Origin of the sequence: Arthrobacter globiformis NBRC 12137, from assembly GCF_000238915.1 — a bacterium.
In the GTDB taxonomy this organism is placed as follows: Bacteria; Actinomycetota; Actinomycetes; order Actinomycetales; family Micrococcaceae; genus Arthrobacter; species Arthrobacter globiformis.
This window is the reverse complement of record NZ_BAEG01000085.1, coordinates 229486-244875: the sequence shown is the minus strand read 5'-3', so window position 1 is coordinate 244875 and position 15390 is coordinate 229486. Positions and strand designations below refer to the sequence as shown.

At 68.4% G+C, this 15390-nt stretch carries 14 protein-coding genes and 1 riboswitch; of the genes, 6 read left to right on the top strand and 8 right to left on the bottom strand.

Annotated elements, in window-relative coordinates; translation table 11 throughout:
- Nucleotides 1-591: 591 nt before the first annotated feature.
- On the top strand, nt 592-777 hold the full coding sequence (locus ARGLB_RS23060) for a hypothetical protein (protein ID WP_003805136.1): 186 nt from the start codon (nt 592-594) through the stop codon (nt 775-777).
- Nucleotides 778-867: 90 nt separating this feature from the next.
- Nucleotides 868-1266 carry a twin-arginine translocase TatA/TatE family subunit gene (locus ARGLB_RS17745; RefSeq protein ID WP_003805135.1) on the top strand — a complete coding sequence of 133 codons (399 nt, stop codon included), beginning with the start codon at nt 868-870 and terminating at the stop codon, nt 1264-1266.
- A gap of 15 nt (nt 1267-1281) precedes the next feature.
- Here ARGLB_RS17745 and ARGLB_RS17740 read toward each other — a convergent pair whose 3' ends face one another.
- The 3 genes from ARGLB_RS17740 to ARGLB_RS17730 are packed head-to-tail and all read right to left on the bottom strand — an operon-like array spanning nt 1282 to nt 4403.
- Complete coding sequence (locus ARGLB_RS17740) at nt 1282-2409, bottom strand: Mrp/NBP35 family ATP-binding protein (RefSeq protein WP_003805132.1); 1128 nt, start codon at nt 2407-2409, stop codon at nt 1282-1284.
- A gap of 10 nt (nt 2410-2419) precedes the next feature.
- Nucleotides 2420-3136 (bottom strand): DUF1003 domain-containing protein, encoded by a 717-nt coding sequence (locus ARGLB_RS17735; RefSeq protein WP_003805130.1) that lies wholly within the window; start codon nt 3134-3136, stop codon nt 2420-2422.
- Nucleotides 3120-4403, bottom strand: a complete 1284-nt coding sequence (locus ARGLB_RS17730; RefSeq protein ID WP_003805129.1) for a magnesium transporter MgtE N-terminal domain-containing protein — start codon at nt 4401-4403, stop codon at nt 3120-3122. The genes ARGLB_RS17735 and ARGLB_RS17730 overlap by 17 nt, the downstream gene beginning before the upstream one ends.
- 77 nt (nt 4404-4480) lie before the next feature.
- On the opposite strand from ARGLB_RS17730, the gene ARGLB_RS17725 reads away from it, so the two are divergent.
- Nucleotides 4481-5443: a general stress protein gene (locus tag ARGLB_RS17725; RefSeq protein WP_003805127.1), complete on the top strand. Its 963-nt coding sequence runs from the start codon at nt 4481-4483 to the stop codon at nt 5441-5443.
- Nucleotides 5444-5504: 61 nt separating this feature from the next.
- Here the strand turns inward: ARGLB_RS17725 and ARGLB_RS17720 are convergent, their stop codons facing one another.
- A complete protein-coding gene (locus ARGLB_RS17720) occupies nt 5505-7094 on the bottom strand; it encodes an aminopeptidase P family protein (protein ID WP_003805125.1) in 1590 nt (529 codons plus the stop codon).
- A 117-nt stretch (nt 7095-7211) separates the two neighbouring features.
- Between ARGLB_RS17720 and ARGLB_RS17715 the strand changes: the two genes are divergently transcribed.
- Nucleotides 7212-8057 (top strand): PHP domain-containing protein, encoded by an 846-nt coding sequence (locus tag ARGLB_RS17715; protein ID WP_043419605.1) that lies wholly within the window; start codon nt 7212-7214, stop codon nt 8055-8057.
- Between the two features lie 96 nt (nt 8058-8153).
- Here ARGLB_RS17715 and ARGLB_RS17710 read toward each other — a convergent pair whose 3' ends face one another.
- The 3 genes from ARGLB_RS17710 to ARGLB_RS17700 all read right to left on the bottom strand — a co-directional run bounded on the left by ARGLB_RS17710 (nt 8154) and on the right by ARGLB_RS17700 (nt 12535).
- Entirely contained in the window at nt 8154-9026 is an 873-nt protein-coding gene (locus tag ARGLB_RS17710; protein ID WP_003805121.1) for a DNA-methyltransferase, read from the bottom strand.
- Nucleotides 9027-9031: 5 nt separating this feature from the next.
- Complete coding sequence (locus tag ARGLB_RS17705) at nt 9032-10711, bottom strand: DEAD/DEAH box helicase (protein WP_003805119.1); 1680 nt, start codon at nt 10709-10711, stop codon at nt 9032-9034.
- Nucleotides 10712-11011: 300 nt separating this feature from the next.
- Nucleotides 11012-12535, bottom strand: coding sequence for an RNB domain-containing ribonuclease (locus ARGLB_RS17700; protein ID WP_003805118.1), 1524 nt, complete (start codon nt 12533-12535; stop codon nt 11012-11014).
- A 41-nt stretch (nt 12536-12576) separates the two neighbouring features.
- On the opposite strand from ARGLB_RS17700, the gene ARGLB_RS17695 reads away from it, so the two are divergent.
- Nucleotides 12577-13263: a ferritin-like fold-containing protein gene (locus ARGLB_RS17695; protein WP_003805117.1), complete on the top strand. Its 687-nt coding sequence runs from the start codon at nt 12577-12579 to the stop codon at nt 13261-13263.
- On the opposite strand, the gene thiE is transcribed toward ARGLB_RS17695, so the two are convergent.
- Nucleotides 13264-13965 carry a thiamine phosphate synthase gene (gene thiE / locus ARGLB_RS17690; protein WP_043419673.1) on the bottom strand — a complete coding sequence of 234 codons (702 nt, stop codon included), beginning with the start codon at nt 13963-13965 and terminating at the stop codon, nt 13264-13266.
- 27 nt (nt 13966-13992) lie between these two features.
- A riboswitch (TPP riboswitch) is annotated at nt 13993-14113 on the top strand.
- Here thiE and thiO point away from each other — a divergent pair.
- Nucleotides 14106-15356: a glycine oxidase ThiO gene (thiO, locus tag ARGLB_RS17685; RefSeq protein WP_003805113.1), complete on the top strand. Its 1251-nt coding sequence runs from the start codon at nt 14106-14108 to the stop codon at nt 15354-15356. Its footprint overlaps the riboswitch before it by 8 nt.
- Nucleotides 15357-15390: the final 34 nt, after the last annotated feature.

Here is a 15390-nt window from a genome sequence, read left to right as displayed (position 1 = left end):
CCGTACAGCCGCGGTCCCGGCCGCCAGTGACGAACTGACAGCGCGGCTCCTGCTCCGCACCCAGCAACTGGCCATGGCGCCGGCCCCCGTTTCCCGGCCCAGCCGGATGATGCTGGCGGGGCTGGCCGGCGGGGTGGCTGTGGTGGCGGCAGGCGCCGTTGCCGCCGGAGCCTATACGGCCGCGGGCGAACCCAGGCAATACGCCGCGGGCACGGCCTCGCTCTACGGCCAGTCCGGACATTCTCCCGGAACGGACAGCCGCCTCGCCGCGCTGCGGTCCTCCGGCTGGACCTGCCCTGAGCTGCGTGCCATGGGCTTCCACCTTGTTTCTGCCAGCACCACGGTGCTGGCGGGCCGGCCCACGGTTGAACTGCGCCTCACGGACGGGCAGCACACGGCACGGATTCTGGAACAGCACCAGGGATCGCCGACGGCGCCCTGGCCGATCAACCCGCTGACCGGCACCCGGCGGGAAGCGACGGATACGTCGCCGCTGACCTGCCGGGTGCTACGGCGGACGGCCAGGTCTGGGTCAAGGCGGGGCCGCCGTGGAGCGCGATCTACCAGACGCCGCGGAGTACCTTCACCTACGTGTCGGACCTGCCTGCCACCTCGGCCGACGATGCCGTGGCGATGCTCGCGGGCGCCGGAAGCGCGGCCAGCCCGGGCGTTGCCGCCGGGACGGACGCTGCCGGCGGCACAGCCGCAGCGCAGGAGACGGTGGTCGACCGGCTCGAACGCGGCCTCCGCAAAATAGCCCGCCAGCTGGGGCTTTGAGACGCTTCCCCGTCCCTGCAGCGTGCCCGCAGAGGGTGCCGGCCGGACCGAAATCGTCACTGCCTCCCCGGAGAGGGTAATCTTCCTAAAGTGTTTGGAATCAACGGCCCGGAGTTTATCCTTCTGCTGCTCATCGGCATTCTGGTGATCGGCCCCCAGCGGCTGCCCGAATACACCCAGAAACTGGCAAACCTGGTCCGTGAAGTGCGCCGGATGGCCTCCGGCGCGCGGGAACAGATCAAGGAAGAAGTCGGCATCGACATCGATGACGTCGACTGGAAGAAGTACGATCCCCGCCAGTACGATCCGCGGCGCATCATCAAGGAAGCGCTCCTCGAAGACGACACCAAGCCGGTCAGCGCCGGCGGTCCGGCGGCAGTAGCCGCTGCGGCATCAGCCGCAGCTTCCCACACCGAGGAGCGGCCGGCGCGCATCATCGAAAGCCTCGGCGTGGGGGAGCGGGCCCCTTTCGACTCCGAGGCGACCTAGCGGGGCCTTGCCCAATCAGCGGGGCTGGACGTCCAGCTTCATCCCGGCCAGTCCCCGCGGCCTGGCCGCGAGCTTCCCGGCGATGCCGGACAGCGCCGCCGCTGCGGGCGTGTCCGGGCCGCCCAGGACGATGGGATTGCCCGAGTCGCCGCCTTCCCGCAGGAGAATGTCCAGCGGAATCTGGCCCAGCAGCGGCACGTCCGTGCCGGTCGACGCGCTGAGCCTTTCGGCGAGGACCTCCCCGCCGCCGGTGCCGAACAGGTCCATCCGGCCGCCGTCGGGCATTTCCAGGAACGACATGTTCTCGATGACCCCTGCGACCGTCTGCCCGGTCTGGGTGGCGATGGCGCCGGCGCGTTCTGCGACGTCGGCCGCGGCGGCCTGCGGAGTGGTGACCACCAGGATCTCGGCCTTGGGCAGCAGCTGCGCCACCGAGATGGCGATGTCGCCGGTGCCCGGCGGGAGGTCAAGGAACAGCGCGTCCAGATCGCCGAAGTAGACGTCGGTGAGGAACTGCTCGAGGGCCCGGTGCAGCATGGGTCCGCGCCAGGCCACCGGCTGGTTGCCGGTGACGAACATGCCGATGGAAATGACCTTCACGCCGTAGGCCACTGGCGGGAGGATCATGTCGTCCACGCGGGTGGGGGCCTGGGTGATCCCCATCAGGGCCGGCACGGAGAAGCCGTACACGTCGGCATCCACGATGCCCACGCGCAGCCCCTGTGCCGCGAGGGAACAGGCGAGGTTGACGGTCACCGAGGACTTTCCCACGCCGCCCTTGCCGCTGGCCACCGCAAAGACCTTGGTGAGGGATCCCGGCTGGTTGAACGGGATGCCCCGCTCGCCGCCGGGGCCGCGCAGCTGCTCCTTGAGCGCATCGCGCTGCGACTGGGTCATGACTTTCAGGTCCACGTCGACGGCGGTCACACCGGGAACGTTCAGCAGCGCCGCCTCGGAGTCCCTCGTGATCGTGTCGCGGAGCGGGCAGCCGGCAATGGTGAGCAGCACCGCCAGCCGGACGGTCCCGTCGTCGGAGATTTCCACGGAGTCCACCATGCCCAGTTCGGTGATGGGGCGCCGGAGTTCCGGGTCGATGACGGTTGCCAGGGCAGCGTTGACTGCCTGAACGAGGGTGGTGCTCATGCCGTGGTGCTCAGCTTTCGGGAGAGGTGGGTCGGTGGGCTGCCCGGCCGCGCGTTTTTTCAGACTTGACCTTGGGGATCTGCTGCGTGCGGGGATTGCGTTGCTTCTCCCGCTTCTCCTTCAGCTTTTCCCGGACCAGTTCGCGCGGCGATTCATGGCTTCCGGGCCCTGACGGCTCGTGCGTGCGGAGCTCCTCCTGGGCCTCCAGCAAGTCCTCCAGCAGGCTGCGCAGTTCCGCCCGGACGTAGTCACGGGTGGCCACTTCACGCAGCGCGATCCGCAAGGAGGCCAGTTCCCGCGTGAGGTATTCGGTGTCTGAGAGGTTTCGTTCCGCCCGCTGGCGGTCCTGCTGCAGGGACACGCGGTCCCGGTCGTCCTGGCGGTTCTGGGCGAGCAGCAGCAGCGGCGCGGCGTAGGACGCCTGCAGGGACAGCATCAGCGTCAGGAGCGTAAACCCGAGTTCGACCTTGTCGAACTGCCAGGCCGTGGGGGCGAAGGTATTCCAGGCGAGCCAGAATACACAGAACACGGTCATGTAGAGCAGGAACTGCGGCGTGCCCATGAAACGGGCAAAGCCCTCCGTCGCGTGGCCGAACGCGTCGGGGTTCGGGGAGAACTTGGGGAGGATGCGCTGGCGGCCGCTCAGCGGCGTGTCCAGGCTCCCCTGGCCTGCCGGCTTTCCGCCGGTGCGGGTTCCCTTTGCCGTGTTCTCAGCCAATGCGGCCACCAAGCTTTCTGACCGGGGCTTCGCCGTCGTTAGCCCGCCAGTCATCGGGCAGCAGATGGTCCAGGACGTCGTCCACAGTCACTGCGCCCACCAGACGGCCAGCCTGGTTGACCACCGGCAGCGAGTTCAGGTTGTACGTGGCGAGTGTGCGGGCCACTTCGCTGATGTGGGCCAGGTCCGAGAGCGGTTCCAGGTTCTTGTCCACGAGGTTGCCCAGCGACTCGAACGGCGGGAAGCGCAGCAGCTGCTGGATGTGCACCACGCCCAGGAACCGGCCGGTGGGCGTTTCCAGCGGAGGACGGGCGATGAAGATGGATGAGGCGAGCGCAGGGGAGAGCTCCTCGCGCCGGACGTGGGCGAGGGCTTCCGCGACCGTGGCTTCGGGCGGCAGGATCACGGGCACGGGGGTCATGAGGCCGCCGGCGGTGTCCTCGTCGTATTCGAGGAGGCGACGGACGTCCTCGGCGCCCTCGGGCTCCATCAGCTGAAGGAGTTCCTCCGCCTGGGCGGACGGGAGCTCACCGAGGAGGTCGGCGGCATCGTCAGGGTCCATCTCCTCCAGGACGTCAGCGGCGCGCTGGACGTCGAGGGCGGAGAGAATTTCCACCTGGTCGTCCTCGGGCAGCTCCTGCAGGACGTCCGCGAGCCGCTCGTCCTGCAGTTCGCTGGCCACTTCGAACCGCCGCTTGTCGCTCATTTCCTGCAGCGCCTCGGCGAAGTCCGCGGGCTTGAGGTCCTCGTGGTTCGCCACGAACTGGGTGGCTGCCTGCGGTTCTGTCTTCGCTCCCTGGTGCGCGTCGGCCCAGTCGATGATCATGGTTTCGTTGCGGCGCAGCCTGCTCAGGGGCGCCAGGGAGTGTCCGCGCCGGACGAACAGCTTGCTCACGAACCAGTCGCCCGAGCGATGCTGGTCCATGGCGATGTCCTCGATGGTGGCGTCACCGCTGCCGTCGGTGAGGGTGACGCGGCGGTCGAACATTTCGGCCACCACCAGGGTCTCGGCGCCGCGCTGTTCGAAGCGCCGCAGGTTGACCAGCCCGGTGCAGATGACCTGCGTCTGGTCGATGGAGGTGATGCGGGTCATCGGGACGAACACGCGCTTCTTGCCGGGCACCTCGACGACGATGCCCACCACGTGCGGGGCGCCCCGGGTTCCGCGGGAGAGCACGACGACGTCACGCAATCGTCCCAGACGGTCGCCCAGAGGGTCGAAGACGTCCAGTCCCAGGAGGCGCGCAACAAAGACGCGGGTAGGATTCGTGCTCACCTCTACAGGCTACCGAGTCTGCTCTCTTTTAGCTGAATTTTCAGCTTTCACCCATCCTTATGGGCAAGAATGGGGGTATGGCTAACATTTTTGGTGCTCCGAAGGCTGCGCCCAACGGCTCGGACGAGTCGAAGACTGTCCCTACCGGGGACACCGTCGGCACGTATACCTCTTACCTGGACGCCCAGAAGGCCGTTGACTACCTCGCTGACCAGCAGTTCCCGGTGCACCTGGTGTCCATCGTGGGGAACGACCTCAAGATGGTGGAGCGCGTGACGGGCCGCCTCAGCTACCCCCGGGTGGCGCTCTCCGGTGCCCTGAGCGGCATGTGGTTCGGCCTGTTCGTCGGCGTCATGCTGTCCTTCTTCACACCGGCCGGCGGGACGTTCTCCATCATCAGCTCGGTGCTGATGGGCGCGGCGTTCTTCATGCTGTTCGGGATCGTGACCTACGCCATGCAGCGCGGCAAGCGCGACTTCACGTCCACCAGCCAGGTGGTTGCCACCAATTACGACGTCATCGTGGCGTTGGAGGCTGCCCACGAGGCGCGGCGGCTGCTCCAGCAGCTGCCGATGACGCCGTCCGACGCCACTCCGGGTGCGGGGCCGGCGCCGCACGCCCCGCGCGACTACCAGGGCCAGCACGACTACCAGAACCAGCCCTACCAGCAGCCGGGCCGGCACCAGGGTCCGCCGCAGGGCCCTTCCCAGGGCCAGGCGCCGCAGCGGCCGGCGGGCTGGAACGACCCCTACGGTCAGCGCAGCCAGGACGCCAACGGGCAGTACGGTGCCAACCAACAGTATGGTGCGGAGCAGGACGCCCAGGGCGGGCAGCCGCAGGAACAGCCGTACGGGGCCAACCAGCAGGGCCAGCAGTACGGGGCCAGCCAGCAGGACCAGGGCACGGAAGGCGCGCCGGCCGCGGGCCAGCGCCCGGCGTCCGTCCGTTACCCGGACCTGCCGGACGGCCGGCCGCAGTATGGCGTGCGGGTGGATCCGAACCAGGCCGAGCAGGGCCGGGACGGGCAGCACCAGCAGTAGCGGGAGACAGCAATAAGGGACGGCCACCGGATCACCCGGTGGCCGTCCCTTTCTGCAATTCCTAATCCTTGGCGTCGATCTCCTGGTAGATCCCGGCCATCCAGGCCTCGACGTCGTCCGCGGTGCGGGGCAGGGCCGCGCTGAGGTTCACGGGGCCCTCGGAGGTCATCAGGATGTCGTCCTCGATGCGTACGCCAATGCCGCGGTACTCCTCGGGGATGGCGAGGTCTTCCTGCTTGAAGTACAGGCCCGGTTCGATGGTGAAGACCATTCCCTCGCGCAGCACCCCGTCCAGGTAGAGTTCCCGTTTGGCCTGGGCGCAGTCGTGCACATCGAGGCCGAGGTGGTGGCTGGTGCCGTGCGGCATCCAGCGCCGGTGCTGCTGGCCGTCCTCGCCGAGGGCTTCCTCGACGGGGACCGGGAGCAGGCCCCATTCGGCAAGGCGCTCCGCGAGGACGGTGGTTGCGGCCGTGTGGATGTCGCGGAACTTCACGCCGATCTGTGCGGCTGCGAAGCCGGCGTCGGCTGCGTCGAGGACGGCTTCGTAGATCTTGCGCTGCACGTCCGAGAACTTGCCGTTGGCCGGGAGCGTGCGGGTGATGTCCGCCGTGTAGAGCGAATCCGCCTCAACGCCGGCGTCCAGCAGGAGGAGGTCCCCGGCGTTGACCTTGCCGGTGTTGCGGGTCCAGTGGAGCACCGTGGCGTTGTTGCCGGCGGCGGCGATGGTGTCGTAGCCGAGTTCGTTGCCTTCCTCCCGGGCGCGGGCGAAGAAGGCGCCCTCCACCACGCGCTCACCGCGGAAGTGCGTCAGGGCGCGGGGCAGAGCCTTGACCACTTCGGTGAAACCCTCCACCGTTGCGGCCACCGCGATCTGCATCTGCTCGATTTCCCACTCGTCCTTGGTCAGGCGCAGCTCGGAGAGTGCTTCGGAGAGCTTCTCGTCGAGGGCGTCCAGCACGCCAAGGTCCAGGTTGTCCGGGTCCTTGGCCGTGTTGTAGCGGGCGGTGTCCACGAGCGCGTCGATGTTTTCGTCCACCTTGCGCACCAGACGGATGGAGACGCCGCCGATTTCGGGGGCACCGACGTTCTTGGTGACGGCCACCTCGAGTTCGTCGATGTGGGCCGTGGGGATTCCGAGCCGGGCCTCAAATTCGGCCAGCGTGGGCCGGGCCCCGATCCAGAATTCTCCCGACCGCGCGTCTGCGTAGAACTGTTCGGTGTCCCGTCCGGCCAGTGGCCGGAAGTAGAGCGTGGCGCGGTGGCTGCCGCCGTCGTCGCCCTTTCCCTCCTCGACAGGTTCGAAGATGAGCACGGCGTCGGGCTCATGGTCCAGGCCGAGGCCGGTGAGGTGGGCGAAGCCGGAGTGCGGCCGGAAGCGGTAGTCGCAGTCGTTGGACCGGACCTTCAGGGGCCCGGCCGGAAGCACCAGGCGTTCACCCTTGAACTGGTCGGAGATGGCCCGCCGCCTCTTCGCGGCGTGGCCGGCGACGGCGTCCCGTTCAGGGGTCACCTGCGGCGCGGGCGCCCAGTTGCTGGCCATGAAGGCCTTGAAAGCCGCGGAACTGGGCCGCTGGGAGCGGTTGTTGACGCGCTCTTCCAGGGGCTGGGAAGCTGTGTTTTCACCGTTGTGGGTGTTGTCTGCTGAGTTCACCGTCCCATCGTCTCACCAGCCGAGCGGCTTAGGCCAACACCGGCCCCGCAGGGAGAACGGGAGGGAGAATCATGGTTATCCCGGCCACTGGGGCGCGCCATCTACTAGGCTGGGCTGGTGAGGATAGATCTGCACGCCCACTCGAATATTTCCGATGGCACGGAAACTCCGGCGGAGGTCATGGCAGCCGCGGCGGCTGCAGGACTGAACGTCATCGCGCTGACGGACCATGACTCCACGGACGGCTGGGAGGAAGCGTCCCGGGCGGCGATTGATGACGGCGTGGCACTGGTGCCCGGGATGGAGATTTCCTGCCGGACAGAGCACGGGATCAGCGTCCACCTCCTGAGTTACCTGCACGATCCCACGCACCCGGGGCTGCTCGAAGAAATCACGAAGGCCAGGGAGGCCCGCCTCACCCGCGCCGAACGCATGGTTACGCTGCTGGCCGAGGACTATCCCCTGAGCTGGGACGACGTGATCCACCATGTGGCGCCGGGGGCCACGCTGGGACGGCCGCACATCGCCGACGCCCTGGTGGCGGCGGGCGTGGTGGCGGACCGTTCCGAGGCCTTCACCTCCATCCTCACCTCCCACTCGCGCTACTTCGTGCAGCACTACGCGCCGGAGCCGGCCCTCGCCGTCGAACTGGTCCGTGCCGCGGGCGGCGTTCCCGTGTTTGCCCACCCCGTTGCCTCCGCACGGGGTCGCATCGTGGGTGAAAGCACGTACCACAACATGATCGACGCCGGCCTGGCCGGGCTGGAGGTCAACCACCGGGACAACCCGGAGGAGGGCCGGGAGTTCCTGCGGAAGCTGGCCGCCCAGCACGGGCTCCTGGTGACCGGGTCCTCGGACTATCACGGCCTGGGCAAGCCGAACCGGCTGGGCGAGAACCTGACTGCGCCGGACGTGTTCGAGCGGATTGAGGAGCTGGGCACGGGCACCGCCGTCGTGCGCTGAACCCCATCTGGCGTCCGCCGAATCCCAACTGGGTAGCACTTCAGGGCGTTCCCAGCGCTGGGAACGCCCTGACGTGCTACTTACTTGGGCTGATGCCTACGCCGGCGGGCAGGACGCAATCTCGGCGTGCGCCCCGAGCCGCTTGGCCATGACGTCGATGGCCGGCTGGTTCTGGTCCACGCAGACGAACCGGCGCCCCATCTTGGCCGCCACGGCGCCGAGGGTGCCGGAACCGGCGAAGAAATCGAGGCACCAGTCACCCGGGCGGCTGGACGCAGCCACCACCCGGCGCACCAGGCCCTCGGGTTTCTGCGTGGGGTAGCCGGTTTTTTCCTTGCCCGTGGGGGAGACGATGGTGTGCCACCAGACGTCGGTGGGCAGCTTGCCCAGCTCACGCTTGGCCGGAGTCACGAGCCCCGGCGCCATGTAGGGCTCCCGGTCCACCTCGGCGCTGTTGAAGTGGTACTTGGCCGGGTTTTTGACGTACACGAGGATGTTGTCGTGTTTGGTGGGCCAGCGGTTTTTTGCGCGCGCACCGTAGTCGTAGGCCCAGATGATCTCGTTGAGGAAGCACTCACGGCCAAAGATGGCGTCCAGCATGACCTTGGCGTAGTGCACCTCGCGGTAGTCAAGGTGCAGGTACAGGGTGCCGTCGTCGGCCAGGAGCCGCCAGGCCTCCACCAGGCGCGGCTCGAGGAAGGACCAGTAGTCGCTGAAGGCGTCGTCGTACCGGTGCAGGGCACCCTTGATGGTGTCGTAGGAGCGGCCCTTGAAGCCCACCCGGTCGCCGTCGCCGCCGGCGTTCAGCACCATCCTTGTTTCCTGGCGCTGCTGGGCCCGGCCGGTGTTGAAGGGCGGGTCCACGTAAATGAGCGTGAAGGCGCCGTCCGGCAGCGTGGGGAGGAAGTCCGCGTTATCCGCGTGCACCACCAGGTTGCTGCCGTCCGGCGCCCAGACAGTTTCAGTCATTGAGGCTATGAAGCCTCGGTGCCGCCCGGCTGCGAGCCGGTTGCTGCGGACTCGCTGCCGGAAACCACTTCGCCATTGCGGCGGCGCGTGCGGGTGCGGCTGCGGCGCGGGCGCGCCGGCTGCTCGCTTTCGACAGTCGCAGTGGAAGCGGGACCGGTTCCGGCATCCGCGCCGGACTCTGAAGAACGACGGCGGTGCTCGCCCGAACGCTTGCCGGCGTCACCGCCGCGGCGGCTGCCTTCCCGGCTGCCTTCCCGGCTGCCGGAGCGGCCGGCATCGCGGCCACCGGAGCGGCTGTTCTTCTTGCCGGTCTCGCCCAGGTCCTCCAGGACCTCGGCGTCGACGCCGGCCAGGGTGCGCTTGCTGCGCGGCAGCCGGCCCTTGGTGCCTTCCGGGATGTCCAGGTCCTCGTACAGGTGCGGTGAGGAGGAGTACGTTTCGATCGGCTCCGGAACGCTCAGGCCCAGCGCCTTGTTGATGAGGCCCCAGCGCGGCATGTCGTCCCAGTCAACGAACGTCACGGCGGTGCCCTTGTTGCCGGCGCGGCCGGTGCGGCCCACGCGGTGCAGGTAAATCTTCTCGTCCTCGACGCACTGGTAGTTGATGACGTGCGTGACGTCGTCGACGTCGATGCCGCGGGCGGCGACGTCGGTGGCCACGAGGACGTCCACCTTGTTGTTGCGGAAGGCACGGAGGGCCTGCTCGCGGGCGCCCTGTCCGAGGTCACCGTGGATGGCAGCTGCGGCGAATCCGCGGTCCACCAGTTCCTCGGCAACCTTGGCTGCGGTGCGCTTGGTCTTGGTGAAGATGATGGTCCGGCCGCGGCCGCGGGCCTGCAGGATGCGGGAGACCACTTCGGTCTTGTCCATGCTGTGCGCGCGGTAGATGAGCTGGCGGATATCGCGCTTGGTCAGGCCCTCGTCGTCCGGATCGGCGGCGCGGATGTGGGTGGGCTGCGTCATGTACCGGCGGGCCATCGCGATGACCGGGCCCGGCATGGTGGCCGAGAACAGGAGGGTCTGGCGGACCGCCGGGGTCCCGGCGATCAGGGTCTCGACGTCGGGCAGGAAGCCGAGGTCCAGCATCTCGTCGGCCTCATCGAGGACCACGATCTTCACGTTCTTGAGCACGAGGTGCTTCTGCTTGTAGAGGTCGATGAGGCGGCCGGGTGTGCCGACAACCACTTCCACGCCCTTCTGCAGCGCGTCGATCTGGGGTTCGTACGCGCGGCCGCCATAAATCGTGGCGATGCGGACGTTGCGCTTGCGGGATGCTGTCTGCAGGTCGTTGGCCACCTGGACGGCAAGCTCGCGGGTGGGAACGATCACCATGGCCTGCGGCGCGCCCGGGGAGGGCAGCTTGTCGAACCCGGCGTCGTCCCGGCCCACCACGCGCTGGAGGACGGGAATGCCGAAGCCAAGGGTCTTGCCGGTGCCGGTCTTGGCCTGGCCGATGATGTCGTGGCCTGACAGGGCGACGGGCAGCGTCATGGCCTGGATGGGGAAGGGGTGCGTGATGCCGGCGTCTGCCAGTGACTCAACGATGTCAGCGCGGACGTCGAAGTCGGCGAACGACTTTTCGGCTATTTCGTGCGGCTTCTCGTCCGAGATGATGGTTTCTTCCGGCTCGATGGTCTCGGTGCCGGTGTCGTCGGAGAGCAGCTGGTGGGTATGCAATTCACTCACAGGGGAGTTTCCTTATTCATTTAGGCATTGGCGCCGCCTGCTCAACGGGGCGGGCACGGGGCCGTTCCGGAGCACGCTCAGGCGCGCAAGCAATTCCAGTGGAAGCCGATCGCGGGCTATCTAATTGCCGGCACTGGGGACCGGCGGGTGGTACTCAAGATCGCGTAGGGGCGGGCTTGTTGAATTCAAATCGAGGAAATCAACGACCGGGCATCCATTACTACCCACCCAGTCTACTGGCAAACCCGTGTTTTCCTTGACTCACGCCGCCGCAGGGGCCTGCGGCGGCGCAGGAGCGGATCAGCCGACAAGCTCGAGGTGGACCTCCCTGGTGGCGATGTCCGAGGAGATGAGCCGGACGCGGACCCTGGTGCCGGGCTCCATTTCGCCCGCACACCTGGCCGTCACCGCCGGTTCGGCGATCTGGACCACGCCAGAGGGGCCGGACCCGTTGGTTCCCTTGCCGTTGAGCCCTTTACCGTTGTTGCCGTTCCCATTGCCGGCGCCGTTCCCGTTCCCGTTGCCGTTTTTGGCGGGCTTTGACCCGGAGATCACCACGGCATCGAACTCCTGTCCGATGTGGTTGATCAGCAGCGCGGCTTCGACGGTGTCCAGGGCAAGGCGTTCCATCCTCGCCGCCAGCTGGTCCGAGTACGCCATGATTTCGGGCAGCGAGGGGAGCGCCTCCCGGGCCCAGGCAGGCACGGGCTGGTTGTTGCTCAGTGCCTCGCAGATGACCAGGACAAACCGGTCCACGAGCCGGCGCAGCGGCGCGGTGGTGTGGGCGTACGCCGTGCCGATGGCTGACTGGACGGCGACCTCCGGGACGGTTCCGTCGAAATGCGTGTACGCGGCGCCGCGGAAGAGCATGCCGGCCGAATGGAGGATGGCCAGTTGCCGGTGGTCGGTGGGGTCGAGGGTGCGCAGGTACTCGCCGTAGCTTTCCTGCCCGTCCCAGGGTTTGCCCAGCGCGGCTGTCTGGCGCTTGAAGTGGCTGAGCGAGCGTTCATCCGGGGCCGGCATGGTGCGCAGGATCCCCACCTTGCCATTGAGCATCAGCGAAGCGGCGGCCATCCCGGTCATGAGCGAAATCTGGGCGTTCCAGTCCTCCACCGGAAGCTGGGGGACCGCCACGATCCGGTAGCCGCCGTCGGGAAGCTGAACAATCTCCTGTTCCGGCATGTTCAGGCTGGCCCCGCCGCGGGCCCGCTCCAGGTCCACGCGCTTGCGCCCCACCTCGCGCAACAGCTGCAGCATGGGAGGGGCGGTTCCGGCATCCAGGTCCGCCTGGACGCCCCTGTAGTTGAGCTTGGCACGGCTGCGCACGGTGGCCCGGCGCACCACCGCGGACACCACCTCGGCGGCGGCGTCGAGCTCGAAGTCCCAGACGAAGGCGGAGCACAGCTGTCCGGCCAGCAGGCTGCCGGCGTTCTCGCTGATCACCTCGGGGTGCAGCGGTATCCGGCCGTCCGGCGCGTAGAAAGTCTGCCCGCGGCGGCGGGTCTCGGCGTCGAGCGCGCCGCCCGGCCGCACGAAGGACGGTACGTCAGCAATGGCGTAGAGGATCCGGTAGCCCTCGCCGCGGCGTTCGATGAACAGTGCCTGGTCCAGATCGGTGGACGACGGCGGATCGATGGTCAGGAATTCCACCCCGGTCAGATCCAGGTCCGGAAACTGCCGGTCCGCCACGGCGGCTTCGGCTTCCTTGAGAACGTCCTCGGGGAAGTCCCCCGGTAGCTCCAGCTCCGTCCGCAGTGCGCTCAGGGCGTCCGCGAGCGCGTTGGTCTGCTCGTGGACGCTGGGCGACAGACGATGATGTGACACGAAAATCAGGTTAGCCCGAATTGCGCCGTTAGTCTTGGATTATGGGCACATCCTCGGCTGACACCGCTCGCTACGACCGTTTCGTCGCAGACCTGTTCGGCGTGATGGCGTATGGCGAATTGTCCGCGTTCGAACGGCTCTCCTCCGACGCCCGCTACTCGCCCACGCTGCATGACCGGGCCGTGATCGGCAGGATTGCGGTCATTGAATTCGAGCACTACGAACTGGTGAGCGCCAAGCTGGCTGAGATGGGCGTCGACGTCGAAAATGCGATGCTGCCGTTCCAGTCGGCCGTGGACCACTTCCACGAACGTACCCGTCCGGCGGACTGGTACGAATCCCTGATGAAGGCCTATGTGGTGGACACCGTGTCCGCCGATTTCTACCGCGCGGTGGCCCGGTTCGTGGATCCCGGAACGCGCGAGCTCATCCAGCAGATCCAGTCGTCGGAAGAAGCCACGGGCGTCCTCCGGGAGCGGCTCAAGGGAGCGCTGGCGGACGACCCCCGGCTCGCGTCCAGGCTCGCGCTGTGGGGCCGCCGCCTCCTGGGTGAAGCGGTCACGCAGGCCCAGCGCGTGGGCCACGAGCACGCCTTTCTTGGCGCGCTGTTCGTCGAGGCGGAGCCCGGCGCCACGGACGCCACCGCGCGGGAGCTGATGCGGGGCATCACCGCCGAGGTCGCGGACAACCATTCCCGGCGGATGGTGCAGCTGGGACTGAGCGGATAGCTAGGAGATGGCCGCCGGCGCCGTTGCGTCGAGGGCGTCGAGCAGTTCCGCGGCGGCGGCTGCCGGGTCTGCGGCATCGGTGATGGCGCGGACGACGACGATCCGGCTGGCTCCGGCCGCCAGGACCTGCTCCACATTCGTGCGGTCGATCCCGCCGATCGCGAACCAGGGCAGCAGCAGGCCGCCGACCCGTTCCTCGTTCGCGGTGCGGACAGCCTCCGCCGCGTAGCGCACCAGGTCGAGCCCGACGGCGGCGCGCCCAGGCTTCGTGGGCGTGGCCCAGAGCGGGCCCACACAGAAATAGTCCAGGCCGCTGCGACCGTGGGCGGCGCCGATGGCGGCATCCACCTGATCCGTGCTGTGGGTGGACAGCCCGATCACGGTGGCATCGTGCAGCAGCTTCCGGGCGGCGCGGAGCGGCAGGTCCTTCTGGCCGATGTGGAAGACCGGTGCACCGGCGATGGACGCGATGTCGGCGCGGTCGTTCACCGCCCACAGCCGGCCGTGCCTGCGGGCGGCGGCGTGGACGACTTCCAGCAGCTCGAGTTCCTCGGCCGCCTCGATGCTCTTGTCCCGCAGCTGGATGATGTCCACGCCGCCGGCAAACGCCGCGTCCACGAAGTCCGCGAAGTCCCCGCGGTCCTTGCGGGCGTCGGTGCAGAGGTACAGGCGGGCGGCGGTGTGGGCAGAGTGCTGGGTCATGGCAACCACCTTAGTTCCTCTAAACTGGGCAGGTACCGCGGGAGCCGTTACTGCTGTCATAAAAGGCGCAGGGCTGAGAGGGCGTCAGAGCCGACCGCTTGACCTGATCCGGTTAGTACCGGCGTAGGGAAGGAATATGCATGAACCCTGGCACAAACGGCGAGGAATGTGCCGCCACAGGTCTTGAGGCAGATGTGGCCGTCATCGGCGGCGGTGTGGTGGGCCACGGCATCGCCTGGGAGGCACGGCGCTCCGGCCGCTCGGTGGTGCTCATCGACGAAGCCCCCGGCAGCGGCGCAAGCTGGGCCGCGGCCGGGATGCTCGCTCCGGTCAGCGAACTGCATTACCAGGAGGAAGGGCTCCTGGAACTGATGCTGGAGTCCTCCGCCAGATGGCCGGAGTTTGCCGCCACCCTCACCGCCGGCGAGGACGCCGGGTACCTGACGACGCCGACACTTGCCGTGGGTGCCGATCCCGCCGACCGCCGCGCCCTGATGGACCTGCGGGACGTGCAGCGGACCCACGGCCTGGAGGTTGAACCGCTGACCATCCGCGAGGCACGTTCCCGGGAGCCGCTGATCAGCCCCGCGATCTCCTGCGCCCTGGATATCCCTGCGGACCACCAGGTGGATCCGCGAAAGCTCGTCCGGGCGATCGCCGACGGGCTGGCCGGCCATGGCCAGGAGATTGCGGCGGCGGGGGGATACGCGGTGCGGGAGCACGCCGCCGGCCTGCTCTGGGACGGCGGGCGGGTGTGCGGGGTCCGGCTGGCCGGAGGCGGGTCCGTCAGGGCGGCCGAGACGGTGGTGGCCAGCGGCCTGGCCGCGGCGCGGCTGCAGAACCTCCCGGAAGGCCTGCACCTGCCGCTGCGCCCGGTTTACGGAGACATCCTCAGGCTCAGGGTCCCCGCACACCTGCAGCCCCTGCTCACCGCAACGGTCCGCGGCATGGTGCGCGGCGTTCCGGTCTACATCGTGCCCCGCCAGGACGGCACGGTGGTGATCGGCGCCACCCAGCGCGAGGACGGGGTGCCGGGCACCAGCGCCGGCGGTGTCTACCAGCTGCTGCGCGATGCGCAGGTCCTGCTGCCGGCGGTCGCCGAGCTCGAGCTGCTCGAAGCCACCGCGCGGGCGCGGCCGGGAACACCGGACAACGCGCCGCTGCTTGGCCGGGTGCCGGCCCGCGGGCAGGTGCCCGGGACGGACGTAGCGGGCCTCATCATCGCCACAGGCTTCTTCCGCCACGGCGTCCTGCTGACCCCGGCGGCCGCAGCGATCTGCCGCCAGCTCATGGACGGGATCGCGGATCCGCGCTGGGCCGCGTTCCGGCCGGGCCGGTTTTCCGCCGGGCTCGAGGACCCGGTGGGAGCGTCCGCTGCACTCTCACATTGACCTGCGTCACATTTGACCCGAACAAGGAACCAGC